This window comes from Flectobacillus major DSM 103 (genome assembly GCF_000427405.1).
GTDB lineage: Bacteria > Bacteroidota > Bacteroidia > Cytophagales > Spirosomataceae > Flectobacillus > Flectobacillus major.
This window is the reverse complement of the sequence record NZ_KE386491.1, coordinates 4,008,349-4,028,437: the sequence shown is the minus strand read 5'-3', so window position 1 is coordinate 4,028,437 and position 20,089 is coordinate 4,008,349. Positions and strand designations below refer to the sequence as shown.

Genomic DNA, 20,089 nt, shown 5'->3' with positions numbered 1-20,089 from the left:
TTTAGCCCTTATTCTCTTCAAAAATATTAGCCAAGAAGAGCCTTTACTGTAGCAGAGATAGCCTTTCCTTCGGCCAAGCCTGCTAGTTCTTTAGACGCTACTCCCATTACTTTGCCCAAGTCAGAGGGTGCAGAAGCACCTACTCTTGCGATAATTTCAGCCAATTTTGCCTTTAGCTCATCTTCGGTCAATTGTTTTGGCAAAAACTCTTCGATTACGGTTAATTCAGCTTGTTCTTTTTCAGCCAAGTCGCTACGACCTTGAGCCAAGAATACTTCCATTGAATCTTTACGTTGTTTGGCCGCTTTCATTAATATTTTCATTTCAGCATCGGCCGATACTTCACCACTATTACTACCAGATGTTTCTTCTAGTAAAATAAGTGATTTTATCGCACGGAGTGCTCTCAAACGGTCTTGGTCTTTGGCACGCATGGCATCTTTGATACCACTTTCAATATTTGTTTTAAGTGACATTTTTTCTTTGAATAAATGAAGATTGTATAAATGGTTAAATCTTTTCAACAATTTTCCTTAAAAAAACATTTCCTTACAAATATGATTACTTTAACTTCACGGAAAATTATAAAAAGATTTGACAAAATTACGAAACTATTCAATCATTCTGTTATTCTGATGAGGGTTTAAGCCCCTCAAAAGAGCGGATTATTCAAAAAGATGACAAAACTCAGTGTTAATATAAACAAAATTGCCACACTTCGTAACTCAAGAGGTGGCAATAACCCCAATGTAGTACAAGTAGCCTTGGACTGCGAGCGTTTTGGAGCTGAAGGAATTACGGTGCATCCTCGTCCCGACGAGCGTCATATTCGCTACCAAGATGTTTATGATTTAAAAACAGTAGTTACTACTGAATTTAATATTGAGGGTAACCCTACCGAAGCCAAGTTTATCGAACTCGTTTTGGCCAATAAGCCTACCCAAGTCACGCTTGTACCGGATGCTCTTGGGGCTATTACCTCTAATGCTGGCTGGGATACTATTACCCACCAAAGCCGTTTGCAAGATTTGGTAGCGTTGTTCAAAGAAGCGGGTATCAGAACCTCTATTTTTGTAGACCCCGACGAACGCATGGTGGAAGGAGCAAAAACTACAGGTACAGACCGCATAGAACTCTATACCGAGCCTTATGCCGAGCATTATGCCAAAGATAGAGCTACCGCTATCAAAGATTTTGTCAAAGCAGCAACCTTGGCCAACCAACTCGGCTTAGGCTTGAATGCTGGACATGATTTGAGCTTGGAAAATTTAAGATATTTTCAACAAAATATCCCTAACTTATTGGAGGTGTCGATAGGGCATGCTCTTGTTTGTGATGCTTTGTATTATGGTTTAGAAAATACTATACAATTCTACCTTAAAGAAACAAAAGCTATTGATTAATGGCTATTCTACAAAGAATTATACTGTATTTTACCAAAAACCAACCAATATTTACTTTTTTAGTTAATATACGTAAATGTCACTAAAAGTAGATATTCTTCATCAAACATGCTTATTGTATGTGTTATAAAAATAGTACAGAAAACAAGTGCTTTGCTTTTGTCAATATATGTATCAACATATATCTTTGTAATAAGCTAAATAGCTAATCACAATTAAAATATCTAATGCTTTGTGGCGGCTTAGTATTAGGTATTATCTTATATAATTAAGATAATTACTTCTGACAAACTAAAAATTATTGAAAATTTAAAGTGGCGGCTTTAATCGGTAATTTTAGATTTGTCAGAAGTTTTTTTTAGATTTCTTTGTCTCCCACCAATTCTTGCCCTTGCACAATTACTTTAATTCCTACAATTTGACCGTCTTTTCTTACAAAAATAACTTTAGCTCCGTAGTTTAGTTCCTCAAATTCATCCTCTTGTTTTTTACTCAATTTAGTTTCGGGATAATCTCCAGCCAAGGCTACTAAATCGCCATTTTTAAAATAAACCTTCACTTTTGGAATATACTCGTTATCCTTCATCTTATAGTTTCCGTAGTAATCCCGATATTCGACTGAATCCGCAAGGGCAATAGAATGAGCAATGCCTTGCGAAGCAAAGAATGGTGTGTTTTCGCCAGTAGTAGGCGAAGTACCAAATGATAAAGCCGTAAATACTAATATATTCAGCATAAGAGTAAAAGATTTATTAGATGATTTTTGTGAAAAGATTATGAAAAATTTAAAGCAAAACAATTCATTTACAGAAAGTTAATACATAAATAATACCACTTAGAGTAAGGCATCGCTATTGCTAGTTATCAAACCTGAATATACGAAGCATCATGAAGAATAAAGATAAAACATTCTTGACAAAACCTTATTAAATATCGAAAAAATTACAACAAAATAGTATGCTTGCATAATATTATTTTTTACTTTAGTAGTTAAAACTATTTCTTCAACTATTGAGCTACCTAATTAAACAGTAATAGGTTATATATTCCTGTATTTTTTTAGGCCTCATTACTGTTAGCTAGCTCAACAACCAATCATTTTTCAGCAAAAGGAAGCAAAATCTTACTACTATGAACCAAGCCTATATCTACGATGCCTGTCGTACTCCAAGAGGCCGAGGCAAATCGGATGGAGCGTTACACGATATACAACCCGTACAGTTAGCTCAACAAGTATTGGAGCAACTCCGTAACCGCAATCAGCTAGACCCTACTTGGGTGGACGATGTTATTTTGGGCTGTGTAACTCCTATTGGCGAACAAGGAGCTGATATTGCTCGCACAGCGGTATTGGCGGCGGGGTATCCTCAAAGTGTAGCAGGTGTACAAATCAACCGTTTTTGCTCATCGGGTTTAGAGGCTGTTAATATGGCCGCAGCCTATATTATGTCGGGGCAACAAGAACTTATTATTGCTGGTGGCATCGAATCGATGTCGCGCGTGGCAATGGGTGCCGATGGCGGTGCTATGATGATGAATCCACAGCTTATAGCTCAACACCAGTTTGTACCCCAAGGTATTTCGGCCGATTTGATTGCTACAAAATATGGCTATACCCGAACAGCCGTAGACACTTACGCCGCTGAGTCGCAACGCAAAGCAGCTATTGCTCATGCCGAAAAACGTTTTGCCAAGTCGTTGTTTACCGTAAAAGACGAAATAGGCGTAGATGTCCTAGCATTTGATGAAGGTATGAGACCCGAAACCAATGTAGAAAGTTTGGCTAAGCTCAAACCGTCGTTTGAGACAATAGGAAAAATGGGATTAGACAACATGGCTCTTATGAAATACCCCGAACTCAACGAGATTAACCATGTCCATCACGCTGGCAATTCGTCACAAATTGTAGATGGTTCGGCAGGTATTTTGATTGGCAACAAAGCTATGGGCGATAAGCTTGGTATAAAACCACGAGCCAAGATAACGGCCTTTGGTGTATGTGGCTCTGAGCCAACAATAATGCTTACTGGGCCTATTCCTGCTACTCAAAAAGTGCTAAAACGCAACAAAATGACTATTCAAGATATTGACCTATTTGAGGTAAACGAGGCCTTTGCAGCTATTCCTATGCTTTTTATGGATATTTTGGGTGTAGACCCTAGCAAAGTAAATGTCAATGGTGGAGCTATTGCCCTTGGACACCCGCTTGGAGCAACAGGAGCAATTATTTTGATGACTCTGTTAGATGAACTAGAACGAACAGGAAAAGGCACAGGACTGGCAAGTTTGTGTATTGGTGGCGGTATGGGTATTGCCACAGTTATAGAAAGAGTCTAAATCAGATGTAAGCGTGCAAGATGAGTTTGATCTTAACAATTAACTACTTAGCACTATTACTTACTTCTTCCTAACAAATTATTAATCATGATAACTACTCATATTCAAAAAAACATAGCCATTCTAGGCATTAACGTTGCCAACCAGCCTATGAATGTGCTCAACAGTGAATCTATTGCCGCATTGGCCCAAGCACTTGGTGATGTGTATGGCAACACGGACATAAAAGGTATTATTATTACTTCAGAACGACCCGAATTTATTGCTGGTGCCGATTTGAAAATGATTCTTGAAAACAATGGTAAGGCACCCGAAGAACTCCTCAAGCTTTCTTTGGAATTGAACCATATTTTCAGAAAAATGGAAACCAACGGTAAGCCTATCGTAGCGGCTATCAATGGTACAGCATTGGGAGGTGGCTTTGAGGTTTGTTTGGCCTGCCATTATCGGGTTGCTCTTGATACGCCTAAATCGGTTATTGGTCTACCCGAGGTAACGCTCGGCTTACTGCCTGGAGGCGGTGGCACGCAACGATTACCTCGTATGATTGGAATAGAAAAGGCTGCTCCTTTATTGCTAGAAGGCAAAAAAGTATCGCCTAAAGAAGCCTTGCAGTTGGGCTTGGTCAACGATTTGGCTACTTCATACGATGAAATGATACAGAAAGCCATTGCTTGGATAGAAGCCAATCCACACGGAATTCAGCCTTGGGATGAAGTTGATAGAAAAACAGGCAAAATCAAGGCTCAAGAAAATTACAAAGTACCAGGAGGGAATATCCTTTCGCCCAAAGGAGTACAACTTATGATGGGCGGTACTGCCATGACCCTCAATAAAACACATGGCAATTACCCTGCACCAATCGCCATTATGTCTTGTGTCTACGAAGGCTTATTGGTCAATATCGACCGTGCTATTGTGATTGAAGCTAGACATTTTGTTAAAGTAGCCAACTCGTCTGTTGCCAAAAATCTTATTAAAACCATGTTTTTTGGGCTAAACGAAGTAAATAAGGGAGCTGGTCGCCCTAAAAATACTCCTAGCACAGAAGTAAAAAAACTAGGTATTTTAGGTGCAGGTATGATGGGTGCAGGTATTGCGTATGTATCGGCGATGGCGGGGATTAAAGTAATATTAAAAGATACCAGTCTGGCAAATGCCGAAAAAGGTAAATCTTATTCCGAAAAACTCCTTGACAAAGCCATTGAACGAGGCAAAATGACACCCCAAAAAGCCGAACAAATTTTGTCGTGTATCAAACCTACCGACCACTACGACGATTTGGCCGATACTGATTTGATTATTGAAGCTGTTTTTGAAAATACGGAACTCAAAGCCAGTGTTACCCAAGAAGCTGAAAAGTACTTACATGCTACAGGCGTTTTTGCCTCTAACACTTCTACTTTGCCCATTACCAAACTGGCTCAGGCTTCACAAAATCCACAAAGATTTATTGGTATTCATTTCTTTTCGCCTGTTGATAAAATGCAATTGGTAGAAATCATTGTAGGCAAAGAAACCAACGAAAGTACTATTGCTTTGGCGATGGATTATGTCAAGAAAATTCGTAAAACTCCCATTGTAGTCAACGATTCAAGAGGGTTTTATACGTCGAGGGTATTTACATCATATACTTCTGAAGGGATAGAATTACTAAAAGATGGCGTAAACCCTACTGTGATTGAGAATGTAGCTAAATTGATGGGAATGCCCGTTGGCCCACTGGCAGTGTCCGACGAAGTGGCTTTGGATTTAATTTATCGTATTTCGGGCGAAGCCGTAAAAGCAGGAGCATTACCCGAAACCGACTCAAGTTATCAGATAAGCAAACAGTTTACAGAAATGGGTAGGCTAGGTAAAAAAGCTAAAGCAGGTTTTTATGAATACCCCGACCCCAGCACTGGCCAAAAAAAATACCTTTGGGAAGGACTCAAAACCCTGTTTCCCCTACAAGCTCAACAACCTTCAGCTAGCGATATAAGAAAAAGGCTGTTGTATCGTCAGGTATTAGAAACCATAAAGTGCTTTGAGGAAGGAGTAGTCAAAACGCCACTCGATGCCGATTTAGGGTCTATTCTTGCATGGGGATTTCCAGCCTATTTAGGAGGAACATTTTCGTTTGTCGAAACCGAAGGGATTCAAACCTTCGTATTGGAATGCGACCGCCTTGCTGATACTTATGGCGAAAGGTTTAGGCCTACGAATCAGCTACGAGAAAAAGCCCAAAAGGGTTAAGTGTGCTGGTACTCCGAGTAGGGAATAGGCTTATCATGGCAGTTCATTGATTGCTTCACCATATCTTTGCAACTTTGTCATACAAACTATTTGAACCCTACAAACCTTTTGCTCTACTCGGAGTTTATTTGTTATGAACTTACATATTATTCAATACAACCTAACAATACGCTACCAAAGAATCGTTTTTACGATTCTGCCACTAATGTACATTGTAGGCTTTATAGGCTTACAAATACCTGCTACCAAACCCTATTTTCAGGAATTATCTGCATTCAACCTTTGGGTTTCTGTTATTTTGTTGTTGTTTTTTCACCAAGGCTTCAACCGTTCCTTTATTTCTTTTTGTATAATTTGTTTTGGTGTGGGCTATGGTATAGAAGTAGTGGGGGTTCATACGGGTCTTATTTTTGGGAGTTATTGGTATGGCCAAACGCTGGGGACTAAGGTGGCAGAAGTACCCATTGTGATAGGAGCTAACTGGTTGCTGTTGGTTTATTGTTCGGGTATAGTTATGCATCAGATTACCAACCGATATAAAATACACCCTCTGGCCCAAAAAGCAGTACAGGCTCTTGGTATAGGCGTTATTATGACATCGTTGGACTACCTAATTGAACCAATTGCTATTCAATTAGATTTTTGGCAATGGCAATACAATACTATACCACAAGCCAATTTCAATGCTTGGTTTGTGGTAGCTACCTGCTTGGGGTATTATTTTGCAACAAGCTCCTTCAAAAAGGAGAACAAATTGGCTTTTTTACTATTATTTCTACAAATCATTTTTTTTGTTGCACACACAACCGCATTTTATTTTAAATAATTACACTAATTTTGTTTAATTACAAAACCTTTTTATTAAACAAAGGTTTAAAACCATACAATTTCATTAACAAGAAAGCATACAACCTTTTGAAGCTACTTGATACGCTTCATCGGAAGCTTTTGATACATTATTCCAGCGTAAAATGTTTTGTATTTGGTCGTTCCTCAGAAAAGCTAGGACGGTTATGTTAAGAATGCTGAAGCAATTAGACCACCAATACCAAAAATGAGCAATTATTCAATCAAAGATCTCGAACAATTATCGGGTATTAAAGCACATACTCTCAGAATCTGGGAGCAACGGTATGATATTCTCAAACCCAACCGAACCGATACAAATATTCGTTCTTATGATGATGAGAACCTAAAACTTGTGTTGAATATAGCCTTACTCAAAGACCACGGCTATAAGATTTCGGAAATAGCCAAAATGTCTTTGGATGAAATGGCCAAAGAGGTGATGTTGATTTCGGATAAACAAATCAATTATCCCGACCAAATTCATGCCCTTACAATTGCTATGCTTGATTTGGACGAAGAGCGTTTTGAGAAAATCATTAGCACAAACACCCTCCAATTTGGCTTTGAGAATATGATGATTAATATTATCTATCCATTCTTGAGTCGTATTGGTACTTTATGGATAACGGGGTCTATAGGGCCAGCTCAAGAGCATTTTATTTCTAATCTTATTCGTCAAAAGCTTATCGTGGCAATTGATGGCCAATTGCCTTCACTTCGCCCTGGCTCTAAAAAGTATTTATTATTTTTACCAGAAGGAGAACTACATGAAACAAGCTTACTTTTTGCCAACTATATTATTCGTGCCCGCCAAAACAAAGTGGTGTATTTAGGACAAAGTTTACCTTTCAACGAACTGGTATTTGCTTATAATGTCCACAAACCCGACTACCTCATGACGGTTGTAACGAGTGTACCAGCACAAGACGAAATCCAGAAGTATGTATATAAGCTAGCTCATACTTTTCCAGAAAGTAAGATTTTAATTACGGGTTATCAGGTAATTGGTCAAGACATCGATTGTCCTGATAATGTAGAAATATTAACCCAAATCAGAGGCTTGATTGATTTTGCAGCAGAATAATATTTGTGTGACAATCATACTTTGATTTTCGACTACTAAGTGTTTGGATAAGCAGGCTAAACACTTGGTGGTTCACCAGTGATCTTCAAGCCCTAATATTGGTTCAGGATTTTTCTTATATTATAAAAAAACCTTTCCAATAGTCTCAAATCTTCAGTAATAATCTCTACAGAACCCTGCATATCGGCTCTGAATGGTAATGTTTTATGGTAATTAGTATTCAGTCCTATTGGTAATTTAATTTGTATTCGATACTGATTTCCCATGGGAGTATATTCTATATTTTGGATACTGCCAGATAGACTTCCGTATTCTTCAAAAGGGTAATTAACTAGCTTTACAATGGCTTTCTGACCTACTTTTACTTTCCCAAAATTTTGAGCTGTCACATTAGCTAATGCAATAATTGTCTGTTTTTGAGGAACTACCGCAAATAGGGTATCACCTGCCCGAATCATTTGATTTTCGGTAAGGTTTTTCAAAAAATTTAAAGTGCCATCCGAAGGTGCAGAAATTATATAATGCTGTTGCCAATTTGCCAAAAGGTTCTCTATATTCTGGACAGACTGTTGTAGATTATCCTGATAGGTTCTGGTTTTTTGGAGGTATTCAAAGTCCAACTCTACTAATTGTTTTTGTCTTTCCGAAAGTGTCAAGCTATTCTCTATCAATATTTTGGCGTAATTCTCATTTTCTTTTTTCTTTTGTAAGAATGTATTTTCAAAGCCCAAAAATTCTAATTTCCCATAAACCTTCTCTTGATAGAGCTTTTTATCTGCAAGATACTTCATTTCGATATTTCTAAATTCTTCTTTATTGATTTCCACCTGTTGCTGATTAATTGCTACTAATTTTTTATAATCAGCGATTTGCTGTATCAATATATTTTTTCGTTGCCCATAAATAACGTCATCCAATAACCTCTCCGATTCTTGGTAGTTTTTTAGTAGGTTATTATACTCCATTTGTAAATCACCAAAGGTGAGTGCATTGGAAGGGAAAACTACCTTCAAAGACGTATTTTGTAAATAGCGTTTTAATTGTTGTGAGAGTGTTTGTAAAACGGGTAAATTTTCTAACCGAGTAGTATTCTCTATTTCAGCAACAAAATCACCTTGATGTACTGCTTGATTGGGATGTACTAATAGCTTCTGTAAACGACCCGAAGCCTTAGGTATTACCTTTATTGGCGGTACTTCTGTCGTAATTATTACATTGCCTTTAATAATTTCAGGATACTTAATATACCACGAAGCCAAAATACCAACGATACCCATTAACGCAATAATTGTTAATCCATGCCTAATAATCAGCATTGGACGCTTGCTTAAAACATCACTTACCTCTTCCGAACGAAGTTCCAACTTTGGTTTTGGTATATCCACTTTTTTAGGTTCATAACCATTCAAGTAGATTTGGGGAGGATTTATGTCATTAATATTAATTTCCATATTTATTATTACAGGCTTCGTTACTAAATCCACAACGGCATTGTTTAATTGCCTAGCTCTAATTGATTTTTTACTAAGTTGAAGTATTCACCTCGTTGAAAAGTTAAACTTTCATGTGTTCCAGTTTCTGTTATTTTGCCATTATGCAATACCACAATTTGGTCTGCATTTTTGACTGTACTAAGTCTATGTGCAACCACAACAACGGTTCTGCCACTAAAGAACTCATCAAGGTTTTCTAAAATTTTCTTTTCATTATTGGCATCAAGGGCATTGGTAGCCTCATCAAAAAATAGATATTCGGGGTCTTTGTAAACAGCTCTAGCAATAAGCAAACGCTGTTTTTGTCCTTGGCTTATTCCGTTTCCTTCCTAGCCTATCTTGGTGTTAAATCCCAAAGGTAAGCTTTCAATAAATGTTAAAATATTAGCCACATCACAGGCGTGGTATAGCTTTTCAAGGTTGGGTTGTTCGTCGCCCAAAGCAATATTACGAGCAACAGTATCTGAAAAAATAAATCCATCTTGCATTACCACGCCACATTTTCTTCGCCAATTGCTTGCCTTAAAACTATCAAAAGGAGCATTTCCTATTTTTACTTCTCCTTTTACGTCATAAAACTTCAGTAATAGTTTCAGCAATGTCGCTTTACCACTTCCACTCATACCTACAATGGCCGTTACTTTACCTTGTGGAATATTTAAGTGAATATTTTTCAAAACAGCTTCATTGCCTGCTCCAGGATAAGTAAAACTGATATTCTTCAGCGAAATACTTGCTCCTTTATTACCTAATTGTGTATACGTAAGTGATTCGTTTTTTTCTTCATCCTCCAGCTTATGGATCTCATTCAATCGTTCTAAGCTAATTTTAGCACTTTGGGCTGCTTGTACAAATTGGATTAACGACTCAATCGGGGCATTTAATTGCCCGATAATGTATTGAATTGCCAACATTGTCCCTAAAGTTAGTTGACCATCAACCACAGCTTTGGCTGAGAAAAAAGTGATTAAGATATTTTTTCCCTCATTCAAGAAAAACGTTCCTGCTTGTTGGTACTGATTTAAAGCCAATCCTTTTGTTTGAAATTGAAACATTCTGGTTTGAATACGCTCCCATTCCCAGCGTTTGAGGTGTTCGGCATTGGCTAATTTTATTTCTTGCATTCCCTGAATCAATTGCACCAATGAGCCTTGATTTTTGGCAGCCACATCAAACATTTTGAAATCTAATTTTCTTCTTTCTTTCAAAAAAAGTACAACCCAACAGGCATACAGAACAGACCCAATCATAAAAATCGAAAAGATAGGCATACTATATAAAGCCAACACAAAGCCAAATATCAGCAGGTTGACCATAGAGAAAAGTGTATTGAGCGTTTGCCCCGTCATAAACTGCTCGATACGGCTATGGTCGCCAATGCGTTGCATGATGTCGCCAAACATTTTTGTATCAAAAAATGACATGGGCAACTTCATTAGTTTTATCAGAAAATCGGAAAGAATTGAGAGATTGATACGGATACTGATATGCAGTAATATCCATGAACGGATAAACTCTACGACAGTTCTACTAGCAAAAAGCATCAATTGTGCCGCCAGCATGACATAGATAAAGTTTAGATTACGTGTCTGAATACCAACATCTACGATTGACTGCGTAAGGAAGGGGAAAACCAATTGTAAACCACTCCCCACTAATAAGCCAATGGCTAACTGTACCAATAATTTTTTATATGACCAAAGGTATTTAAGAAGATACGAAAAATCTAAACCCTGTTTTTTATCGTCCTCTTGCTCATAAAAAGCAGGGGTTGGTTCTAACAATAACGCCACTCCTACTGGTTGACCATCTTCTTGCGTAGTAGCCCAATGCTCGCAAAAATCTTCTTTAGGCATTTTGCGTAAACCTTTGGCTGGATCAGCCAACAAAACAACGTTTTTTTGCAATTCTACCAAAACCACAAAGTGATTTTGTTGCCAGTGAATAATACAAGAGATCGGAGCATCATTGACTAATTTATCAATTGTAACTTTTACGGCGATAGTTCTAAACCCCACGCTTTCAGCCGCCTCGGCAATACCCAATAATGAAACGCCCTCTCGACTAAACCCCGAAGCATCTCGAAGTCTTTGTATATTTTGTATATTAAGACTAAGCCCATAATGTTTCGCTATCATACGTAAACAAGTAGGCCCGCAATCCATTTGGTCGAGTTGTTGGTAGAAGGGGAATTGGGGCATGGGTAGTAGACAATTTAGAGGTTTTATAAACTCACTTTCTTAACACTTCATCCAATAGTTGTCGAATTTTAGGGTCAGAGGGGCGAGGGGCATTATCATTGATTATTTGTCCGTCTTTGCCTACTAGCATGTAACGAGGAATTGTGTTAATCTTGAATTTCTCAGAAAAAGGCGACATTTTACCCTCTGGCAAAAGATAGTTAGTTGAATTACTGAGCCCTAATTCGGCAATAGCTTTTTTCCATGAACTTACATTATCATCTATTGAAATATAAATAAACTTAACTCCTTTAGAAGAATATTCTTCTAGTAGTTTCTTGGAGTTAGGCATTTCTGTTCTACAAGGAGCACACCAGCTTGCCCAAAAATCTAAATAAATAAACTTATTTTCATCTGTACTCAATAGCTCAACCCAGCTATGATATTTAACATCTCTGTCAGAAACCAGTTCACTATACATAATATCGTTTCCAACACCTAATCGTTTTGCAAGTATTTGTGGTTGAAAACTTTTTATTACGTACTCTTTTAAGAAGCCATCGGAAGCATATTTTAAATAATCTGTAAAAGCTGTCACTATTGCTACTTTATCTTGTCCTGTTATAGCAGCATAACGTATCAAATCATACAATGCAATCTCTTTTACATTCCCTTTTAGCAATTGGTTTGCAAGAATTATTAATGTTGAAATATCTGTTTGTTTATGATTGTTTAGTGCCCAATAATGTAAATATTGTTGAATAGTACCACGATATTCAGGATGATAGAAATATTCTTCTTCATTTAATCCATTCTTCCAGTGTATTATCAATCAGATTATCCCTTTTTTTGAAAACTCCTGAATAAAATGAGTAGTAGGGTGATATTAGTCTTTCTAGCCTTTTTGTTTGAAATGCCTTTTGTACTTGGTTGATAAATTTAGCACTTAATGCATTTCTTTTCTGATACTTATTAAGAAAATCCATGCGTTTATTGAATCGGCTATTTACAAAATCTAATTCCTCAAGTGCTGAGAATTTTATGGGAATAAGATCCGAGCCAAATCCTTCAAATAACCCTAACTCTTTCTCCATATCGACAAAAAAATTGAGTTCATTTGTCCTAATATCATTATCCGACATCATACGAGTTATTCCATCAGTACCTTTCCAGACCTTAATCCTCTCACTGGGATAAACCAAGAAATTATTGACGGTAAACCTACCATGAAATTTGCGGTAGGATGTTACCCTGTTCGGAGTACTATCTGTTACCACTATAAGTACAGGATAATCTGTGTATAAAATAAAAGAAGTATCTGAAGATATTTCATGTAGTATTGGACGCTCTAAATATATGTCATTGTAATAAAATTTTATAGGGTTTTCATAAGAAGCATGGATAGCTAAAACGGTTGAATCTTTTGAGATAACTTTTACGTTACCCAAGGGTTTACTATATCCTTTAAGCAAAGTACAAACTAATAAAAACTTAAGAAAAAAGAGCATTGGTTCATAGTATTATGATTATTAGTAATCAAACATCAATTATTTTTTTAAGTAGAAGCTATATTGAAAATCGATACGAGGAGTTACAGTTTCGCTGAAATAAACCCATATTCGTTCCAGCTCGTAAATCCTTTTTGCCAAATGCCTACAAATACAAAATAGTAATATAATACTTGATAAAGTTGAGCAACAAAAGGTACTTCTAACTCTTTAAACTGTTCTGGTTGAAGCTTCAATGCAGCATTTTGAATATGCCAAGTATCAAGCGTGTCACTAAGACTTAATAAACTGGGATAATCAGGATGTATTTGTAATGCCTCTCTAACAGATGTATTAGTAACTGCTACTTGTAAATGCTTTATTAATAATTTAATCACTTCAACTGGTCGTTGATTCGTCGTATTGAAAAGTTGGTTCAGAGCTATCATATCCTTTATTTTTGATGAATAAATTTGCCAAACATCTTCCTACTCTCCAATCTGAACTCAGATAATTTTCAAATATTTTAAAAAAATCATAAGTTCCACTTGTAAAATTTACTTATCTCTGATATATTTAACTTAAATTAATAATTCTTCACTCAGTTATATTTTTACAATTATCATCTATGTCAACCCTAGGAAAAAACATCAGGAATCTACGCCTGAAAAATTGCCTTTCGCAAGCAGCTTTAGCTGATTTAATCAACATTCCTTCACAAAGTAAAATATCCGCTTGGGAAAGCGATAAAAGTATTCCTAATCTATTAAAAGCTCAAAGATTAGCTCAGGTTTTTGGTGTGAATTTAGACTTTTTGGTGCAGGTTTAATACTAAACTTCTATACAGCACATGGGTGAATATGGCTATTTTTAATAGGTATTAAATAGCCATTTTTAGATTTAATATTGATAATTAAAGAGCTTTCAACAAGGCTCATCAATAATACTATCTCATGATACCAGTAACAAAGCAACATCCCTGTTTTATCTTGTATTTTAGAAGTTCCCTTTGTTGGTTATCTTTTTTCAAAGGCTAATTTTAATACTTTTTTTATTGACTCTGTTTGCTCTGTATTACCCAAAAATTTAAGGTTGTCTATGTCTTTACTGATAAGTACATAATAGGCCACACCCAAAACAAAATATCCGTCAGAACGAAGTAAACCTTTTTGAGGGTATTCTAATGAGTTAATTAGTTTAATTTCATTATTTATTAATAATATTTGCCTAATGGGTAAAAAACTAATATCTGTTCTGCTTTTTAATATTGCTAATTCTTTATCATTTATTTGCTCAATCAATTTCACCTGTGTTTTGATGTCTAGTATTAATAACTTTTATAACTGGCAAGTAAAATCGTTAGCCAAATAGCCATTGGAATTCTACCAATATATTTGATGGATATTTTCTAACCTATGTTCATTATACGTTTATTTTTCTCGCAAACAGTGTTTGGGGGAACAGCTACTATTTTCAAGAAAAAGCTATTATTAGCATAGAGATACAGCTTTAAGGGTACTGTATTTCTATGCTTTCTATGATATACTATTGAAACTACACAAAATCGCCCCCTTGTTTGCCTGCTTCAGCTACAAAATCTTTTACTTTTTGTTCTTGGTCTTTCTGGCAAATCATCAAAACGTTGTCGTATTCGGCCACAATATAGCCTTCCAAGCCTTGTACTACTACCAAACGATTGTGGGGTGTTTTGATAATCGAGTCTTTTACGTTGTACAATAACACTTTACCATCTACTACGTTTTGGTGTTGGTCTTTGTCCGAAATTTCGTAAAGTGATTTCCACGTACCTAAGTCCGACCAGCCAATATCGCCCAATACAACATGTACATTCTGGGCTTTTTCCATAATAGCATAGTCGATAGAAATACTTTGGCAAGTTTGATAAGCTTGGTCGATAAACTCATTTTCTTTATCGGTAAAATATACGGCATTTCCTTGCTCAAAAATCTGATGTATAGCAGGAGCATACTCTTCAAAAGCCTTGATAATAGCTTTTGAAGACCAGATAAATATGCCTGCATTCCAAACGTATTCGCCACTTGCCAAAAACTCTTGAGCCAATGCCAACTGAGGCTTTTCTCGAAAGCTTTTCACTTTTTTCACCTCGCCTTCTTCTCGCACATACTGGATATACCCATATCCTGTGTCGGGACGACTTGGCGAAATACCCAACGTTACCAATATGTCGGCCTTAGAGGCTGCAGCTAAAGCAATTTTGATTTTCTTTTCAAATTCTTTTTCCTTCAAAATAATATGGTCGGCAGGAGCCACAACGATATTGGCATCAGGATTTTGCTGTGCAATTTTATACGAAGCCAAAGCTACACAAGGAGCCGTATTACGACGGCAAGGCTCTGCCAAGATTTGTCCAGTGGCTAGGTATGGTAACTGCTGTTGTACTAAATCTATATAGTCGCTACTAGTAACAACGTATATATTTTCTTTGGGGCAAATATCTTCAAAACGTTCTGCGGTTTGTTGTAAAAGGGTTTTGCCTGTTCCTAATACATCATGGAATTGTTTTGGATTAGAGGTGCGACTAAAAGGCCAAAACCTTGTTCCGATACCTCCTGCCATGATAATGACATAATTGTTATTCATATAGTTATTTTCTTGTCTTCAAATACCATTTTACTCGTTGTGCGATATTATCTCTAATATTGCCATAAAACAAATTATAGTCGGCTCTATGCCATATTTTTGTATGAATCAAAGCTCGCCCTTTTACATAAGGCTTATTAATCCACAAAAGTCCCGCATGATTTTGGGCATCTACCGCCTGAGGGAAAAAAGTAAACTTTAACCCCACCCCCCCCTTGCTGAATTCTTTAGAAGCAAAATCTTCATCGAGCCTCCATGTCAAGGGGTTGGTGCTAATAGCAGTATTTAGCCCTTCATTGTACCAAGATGGGTAATAGCCACGAGCATAAGTGTTCCAAGATACAAAACATCCTGTTTCATCACCGCTTTTGCAGGCAGGAATTTCGTAAAAGGTATCGGGCTGAGTAGCAATTCCAACCAAATAAGCCGCCACAAGTTTTTGTTTAAGTTCTTTTCTATCAAAAAACTCCTTCAATAATTTTTTAGCATGAACTGTTCCTTGGCTATGCGATGCAATTACAATAGGCCTGCCATTGTTATAATGCTTTAAATAATACTCAAAAGCGGCTTTTACATCGGCATAAGCTATTGCAAGTGACCTTTCTTTATCGCTCAAATCTTGCGTAATAAAAGCATGATAATGAGCCTGTCGATACCTCGGAGCATATATACTACAAGAACCATTGAATACCGATGCTTGGTTCAAAATCGTAGATTGGTCGATAGCCTGATTCATGGTGCTATCCAAAATATCGGCATTCCATTGATACTGATTTTGGGGTTTGCTGGTAAAAATGGTTGGATGAATAAAGAAAACATCCACTTTGGCCTCCTTTTGTAAATCCACAAATGAAGATTTATACGGTACCAAATCGGCTGGGTCACTTTTATGGGGCAAGGCTGCCCAATTTTTTTCTTCAGCATAATTGGGGGTTGGTGGTACAAGGTCATTGGAAAAATGACTCGTCAATCGATAGGGAGTTTTGGTACAGCCACTCAAAAATAAGGCGATTAGTAAGCTATAATATATCTTCACTTGTTATATAGGATGATTTTTGGAAAAATTTGGAAAAAAACCATTTAGTATTCAATAAAATCTCTAAACATTAATTAGATTTACGAAACCAAATCACTGAATGTTAAGATAATGTGTATCCTCTAATTATATCATATACGTAAAACTATCGCAGTTTAGTTTAGGAGATCACTAATTTAAGCATATTGCATTTCTTGCAACCTTCAGTTGGTTAACTTAATCTTAATTCACTAAAAACGTATGAACAAATTATTTACTGCTGTAAGGTTATCATCAATAGCCTTATTTATGCTGCTATCGGTAGTCAGCTTCGCACAAACTAAAATTTCGGGGAAAGTTTCTGATTCGGTTACCAAAGAGAACCTCATAGGTGTGAGTATTGCTGTAAAAGGCAAGGTGATAGGTACAATTACAGACCTAAAAGGGAATTTCTCGTTGACTACCAATACTCCTACTCCTTTTACCATTGTTGTTTCAAGCGTAGGTTATATCACACAGGAGGTTAAAATAACCGAAAGTCGCTCAGATTTAGACATTAAGCTTGAGGAACAAAATATTATGGGGCAAGAGGTGGTAGTGGCTGCTTCTAGGGTTGAAGAAAGCGTAATGAAATCGCCTGTGTCAATCGAAAAAATGGATTTGAAGGCTATCCAACAAACTCCTTCTAACAATTTTTATGATGGCTTGGCCAACTTAAAAGGGGTTGATATGGCTACACAAGGGCTTTTGTTCAAATCTATTAATATGCGTGGATTTGGCTCGACAGGTAACCCTCGTATTGTACAGATGATTGATGGAATGGACAACTCGGCTCCAGGACTCAACTTTGCCGTTGATAATATTATTGGTATGCCAGAGTTGGATGTTGAAAATGTTGAAATTTTGCCAGGGGCAGCCTCTGCTTTGTATGGCCCTAATGCTATCAATGGTTTAGTATTGATGAATAGCAAAAGCCCGTTTTTATTTCAAGGACTTAGTGCCAATGTTAAGGGTGGCGTAATGTCGGCCAATAATCGTAGCAACGTAACTACGCCTTTTACCGACTTATCGGTTCGTTTTGCTAAGGCGTTTAACAATAAAATAGCATTCAAAGTAAACTTTGCCTATATCAGAGCCAAAGACTGGGAATCTACCAACTATACCAACCTGAATGTAGGCGGCAACGCAGACCCTTCTCGTGGATTAGGTACAAGAACCGATTATGATGGTATGAACGTTTATGGCGACGAGATTCAGGCAAACCTTAAATCACTGAATGCAGCATTGCCCGATGTTAATGTAAGCCGTACAGGTTATTTGGAAAAAGATTTGGTAGACAATAATACCAAAAGCTTAAAGTTTAATGGGGCTATTCACTATCGCTTGTCTGAAAAGGTAGAAGCTATTGCTCAACTCAACTACGGTGAAGGTACAACCCTTTATACAGGAACAGGCCGCTATTCTCTTCGTGACTTTAACATTACACAAGCAAAGTTGGAATTAAGAGGCGATAATTTTACCCTTCGTGGCTATACAACTCAAGAGCGTTCGGGAAGTTCATATACGGCTGGATTGGCTGCTGTGGGTATGCTCAACGAAATTAAATCAAATACCGCTTGGTTTACCGAATATGCAGGTGCATATACAACAGCACGTCAGGCTGGAGCCTCTGAAGACAATGCTCATTTGGCTGCTCGCCAATATGCCGACAGAAATATGCCAGCTCCTGGTAGTGCAGCATTTAATACCCTTTTAGAGAAATACAGAAATGCTACTATTACAAATGGTGGTGGTGCTTTTGCCGATAAAAGTAATATGTACCACATAGAAGGTTTATATAACTTTAAAAATGAAATCAAATTTGTAGACTTATCTGTGGGAGCTAACTTCCGTTCATACCAACTTCGCTCGGCTGGTACGCTATTCTCTGACCTAAAAGATGGTAGAACTGGTAGTATCGCAATTAATGAGTATGGTGCTTTTGTACAGGCTTCTAAAAACCTCCTAAACGACCACTTAAAGCTAACAGGCTCGTTGAGATATGATAAAAACCAAAATTTTGAAGGCCAATATACTCCTCGTTTCTCGGCAGTACTTTCGCCTAATCAAGACCACAATATCCGTTTGTCGTACCAAACAGGCTTTAGAATTCCAACTACTCAAAACCAATATATCGACCTAGCTACACCAGCAGGAACATTAATTGGCGGATTACCAGAGTTTGATGCTCGTTACAAACTTGCAACAGGGGTAACTCGTGATGTACTCACAGATTTTTCTGTAGATTTGGCTAAAAACGGAGCTAATTCAAAATACATTACCGATGCTGTCAAAGCCAATGCCGTAACTTATGCAACAGCGGCTGTTACAGCACAATTACCTGTTATTCAACAAGCTGTAGTGGCTGGCGTTACAGCTCAAGTTACAGCTGCAGTAACTGCACAGGTAAACGCAGCAGTGGCTGCAGGCCAACTACCAGCAGCTAATGCTCCTGCGGCTATTCAGGCTGGTGTACAACAACAAATGGCATCAGCTCCTGTACAAACACTTATTCAAAATACGGTTAGAACAACCGTTACTCAAAAAGTTACTGAGGTTACCACACAAGTAATACCAGCTTATGCTTTGGCAGCTTTGCCAAAGTACAAATCTAAGCCATTGGTAACTGAAAAAATCCAGTCGTATGAACTTGGTTATAAAGGACTTATTGCTAAACGCCTTTTTGTAGATGCTTCTTACTATTATAGTGTTTACAAAAACTTTATTGGTGGTGCTACGATTGTTGTACCTACTGCGGCTTTAGCACCAGGCTTACCTATCGAGTCGGGATTGGGTAGTGGTGCTACTCGTGCTGGGTATTCAAGACCTGCCAATTCTGACGAAGACATCACTATTTCGGGGTGGGCCGTAGGGCTTAATTATTCATTCGACAAAGGGTATTCGGTTGGTGGAAATATTTCTAACAACAAATTGAATGACTTTACGCCATCTACTGAGGTAGCTTATGCAGGCTTTAATACACCTGAATACAGTATCAAGTTCAATGTTGGTAAGCGTATAACAAGTGGTAGCAAATGGGGATATAATGTAGCTTTCCGTCACCAAACATCGTTTACTTGGGAATCTAGCTTTCCTACACCAACTACTACAGGTGTAGCCTTTTTTACAAACACTATTGTACCTGCTATCAACAACTTGGATGCTCAGTTTAGCTATAAGGTATCTCCAATCAAATCGATTATCAAAGTTGGTGGAACCAATATCTTTGGCAACCCGTACTTCCAAGCTTATGGTAGCTCGTATGTAGGCTCTACTTTTTATATCGGTATTACTTTCGACGAATTACTTAATAAATAGGTATAAACCTCTTTTTGACTCAAAAGG

At 37.4% G+C, this 20,089-nt stretch carries 16 protein-coding genes and 1 pseudogene; 7 read left to right on the top strand and 10 right to left on the bottom strand.

Translation table 11 applies throughout. The features are described 5' to 3' along the window. Positions 1 to 26: 26 nt before the first annotated feature. Entirely contained in the window at positions 27 to 476 is a 450-nt protein-coding gene (locus FLEMA_RS72140) for a GatB/YqeY domain-containing protein (RefSeq protein ID WP_044172807.1), read from the bottom strand. Between the two features lie 201 nt (positions 477 to 677). Here FLEMA_RS72140 and FLEMA_RS0141250 point away from each other — a divergent pair, with 201 nt between their 5' ends. After that, the gene (locus FLEMA_RS0141250) at positions 678 to 1,403 is read left to right on the top strand and encodes a pyridoxine 5'-phosphate synthase (protein WP_026997928.1); all 726 of its coding nucleotides are present in this window, start codon (positions 678 to 680) and stop codon (positions 1,401 to 1,403) included. Positions 1,404 to 1,761: 358 nt separating this feature from the next. Here FLEMA_RS0141250 and FLEMA_RS72135 read toward each other — a convergent pair whose 3' ends face one another. Further along, positions 1,762 to 2,139 (bottom strand): hypothetical protein, encoded by a 378-nt coding sequence (locus FLEMA_RS72135; RefSeq protein WP_044172804.1) that lies wholly within the window; start codon positions 2,137 to 2,139, stop codon positions 1,762 to 1,764. Between the two features lie 395 nt (positions 2,140 to 2,534). Between FLEMA_RS72135 and FLEMA_RS0141215 the strand changes: the two genes are divergently transcribed. From FLEMA_RS0141215 to FLEMA_RS0141190, 4 genes are all read left to right on the top strand, one after another. Then, the gene (locus tag FLEMA_RS0141215) at positions 2,535 to 3,740 is read left to right on the top strand and encodes an acetyl-CoA C-acetyltransferase (protein ID WP_026996763.1); all 1,206 of its coding nucleotides are present in this window, start codon (positions 2,535 to 2,537) and stop codon (positions 3,738 to 3,740) included. Between the two features lie 87 nt (positions 3,741 to 3,827). Next, positions 3,828 to 5,975, top strand: coding sequence for a 3-hydroxyacyl-CoA dehydrogenase NAD-binding domain-containing protein (locus tag FLEMA_RS0141210; RefSeq protein ID WP_026996762.1), 2,148 nt, complete (start codon positions 3,828 to 3,830; stop codon positions 5,973 to 5,975). Positions 5,976 to 6,108: 133 nt separating this feature from the next. Further along, entirely contained in the window at positions 6,109 to 6,801 is a 693-nt protein-coding gene (locus tag FLEMA_RS0141200; protein ID WP_044172801.1) for a carotenoid biosynthesis protein, read from the top strand. Between the two features lie 228 nt (positions 6,802 to 7,029). Then, the gene (locus FLEMA_RS0141190) at positions 7,030 to 7,908 is read left to right on the top strand and encodes a MerR family transcriptional regulator (RefSeq protein WP_026996759.1); all 879 of its coding nucleotides are present in this window, start codon (positions 7,030 to 7,032) and stop codon (positions 7,906 to 7,908) included. A gap of 92 nt (positions 7,909 to 8,000) precedes the next feature. Here the strand turns inward: FLEMA_RS0141190 and FLEMA_RS72130 are convergent, their stop codons facing one another. From FLEMA_RS72130 to FLEMA_RS72110, 5 genes and pseudogenes are all read right to left on the bottom strand, one after another. Continuing rightward, positions 8,001 to 9,359, bottom strand: coding sequence for an HlyD family secretion protein (locus tag FLEMA_RS72130; protein ID WP_044172798.1), 1,359 nt, complete (start codon positions 9,357 to 9,359; stop codon positions 8,001 to 8,003). 44 nt (positions 9,360 to 9,403) lie between these two features. Then, positions 9,404 to 11,602 (bottom strand): annotated as a pseudogene (locus FLEMA_RS72125) (peptidase domain-containing ABC transporter). A 31-nt stretch (positions 11,603 to 11,633) separates the two neighbouring features. Next, positions 11,634 to 12,413 carry a TlpA family protein disulfide reductase gene (locus FLEMA_RS72120; protein WP_044172796.1) on the bottom strand — a complete coding sequence of 260 codons (780 nt, stop codon included), beginning with the start codon at positions 12,411 to 12,413 and terminating at the stop codon, positions 11,634 to 11,636. Then, positions 12,382 to 13,089 (bottom strand): hypothetical protein, encoded by a 708-nt coding sequence (locus FLEMA_RS72115; protein WP_044172795.1) that lies wholly within the window; start codon positions 13,087 to 13,089, stop codon positions 12,382 to 12,384. The genes FLEMA_RS72120 and FLEMA_RS72115 overlap by 32 nt, the downstream gene beginning before the upstream one ends. Before the next feature lie 83 nt (positions 13,090 to 13,172). Continuing rightward, positions 13,173 to 13,517 carry a cysteine peptidase family C39 domain-containing protein gene (locus tag FLEMA_RS72110; RefSeq protein WP_044172793.1) on the bottom strand — a complete coding sequence of 115 codons (345 nt, stop codon included), beginning with the start codon at positions 13,515 to 13,517 and terminating at the stop codon, positions 13,173 to 13,175. Positions 13,518 to 13,696: 179 nt separating this feature from the next. On the opposite strand from FLEMA_RS72110, the gene FLEMA_RS72105 reads away from it, so the two are divergent. Further along, entirely contained in the window at positions 13,697 to 13,897 is a 201-nt protein-coding gene (locus FLEMA_RS72105) for a helix-turn-helix transcriptional regulator (protein ID WP_052354192.1), read from the top strand. A gap of 187 nt (positions 13,898 to 14,084) precedes the next feature. Here FLEMA_RS72105 and FLEMA_RS72100 read toward each other — a convergent pair whose 3' ends face one another. The 3 genes from FLEMA_RS72100 to FLEMA_RS72090 form a co-directional block, all read right to left on the bottom strand. Next, on the bottom strand, positions 14,085 to 14,375 hold the full coding sequence (locus tag FLEMA_RS72100; RefSeq protein WP_044172791.1) for a hypothetical protein: 291 nt from the start codon (positions 14,373 to 14,375) through the stop codon (positions 14,085 to 14,087). Between the two features lie 247 nt (positions 14,376 to 14,622). Further along, on the bottom strand, positions 14,623 to 15,690 hold the full coding sequence (locus FLEMA_RS72095; protein ID WP_044172789.1) for a mannose-1-phosphate guanylyltransferase: 1,068 nt from the start codon (positions 15,688 to 15,690) through the stop codon (positions 14,623 to 14,625). Between the two features lie 4 nt (positions 15,691 to 15,694). After that, the gene (locus FLEMA_RS72090) at positions 15,695 to 16,726 is read right to left on the bottom strand and encodes a DUF3089 domain-containing protein (protein ID WP_052354191.1); all 1,032 of its coding nucleotides are present in this window, start codon (positions 16,724 to 16,726) and stop codon (positions 15,695 to 15,697) included. Positions 16,727 to 16,966: 240 nt separating this feature from the next. On the opposite strand from FLEMA_RS72090, the gene FLEMA_RS0140990 reads away from it, so the two are divergent. Further along, complete coding sequence (locus FLEMA_RS0140990) at positions 16,967 to 20,062, top strand: TonB-dependent receptor domain-containing protein (protein ID WP_026997927.1); 3,096 nt, start codon at positions 16,967 to 16,969, stop codon at positions 20,060 to 20,062. The last annotated feature ends 27 nt before the right edge of the window (positions 20,063 to 20,089 follow it).

Coding starts and splice junctions, on each gene's coding strand:
- FLEMA_RS72140 (WP_044172807.1), bottom strand. CDS start 476: ATGTCACTTAAAACAAATATTGAAAGTGGTATCAAAGATGCCATGCGT.
- FLEMA_RS0141250 (WP_026997928.1), top strand. CDS start 678: ATGACAAAACTCAGTGTTAATATAAACAAAATTGCCACACTTCGTAAC.
- FLEMA_RS72135 (WP_044172804.1), bottom strand. CDS start 2,139: ATGCTGAATATATTAGTATTTACGGCTTTATCATTTGGTACTTCGCCT.
- FLEMA_RS0141215 (WP_026996763.1), top strand. CDS start 2,535: ATGAACCAAGCCTATATCTACGATGCCTGTCGTACTCCAAGAGGCCGA.
- FLEMA_RS0141210 (WP_026996762.1), top strand. CDS start 3,828: ATGATAACTACTCATATTCAAAAAAACATAGCCATTCTAGGCATTAAC.
- FLEMA_RS0141200 (WP_044172801.1), top strand. CDS start 6,109: ATGAACTTACATATTATTCAATACAACCTAACAATACGCTACCAAAGA.
- FLEMA_RS0141190 (WP_026996759.1), top strand. CDS start 7,030: ATGAGCAATTATTCAATCAAAGATCTCGAACAATTATCGGGTATTAAA.
- FLEMA_RS72130 (WP_044172798.1), bottom strand. CDS start 9,359: ATGGAAATTAATATTAATGACATAAATCCTCCCCAAATCTACTTGAAT.
- FLEMA_RS72115 (WP_044172795.1), bottom strand. CDS start 13,089: ATGCTCTTTTTTCTTAAGTTTTTATTAGTTTGTACTTTGCTTAAAGGA.
- FLEMA_RS72110 (WP_044172793.1), bottom strand. CDS start 13,517: ATGATAGCTCTGAACCAACTTTTCAATACGACGAATCAACGACCAGTT.
- FLEMA_RS72105 (WP_052354192.1), top strand. CDS start 13,697: ATGTCAACCCTAGGAAAAAACATCAGGAATCTACGCCTGAAAAATTGC.
- FLEMA_RS72095 (WP_044172789.1), bottom strand. CDS start 15,690: ATGAATAACAATTATGTCATTATCATGGCAGGAGGTATCGGAACAAGG.
- FLEMA_RS0140990 (WP_026997927.1), top strand. CDS start 16,967: ATGAACAAATTATTTACTGCTGTAAGGTTATCATCAATAGCCTTATTT.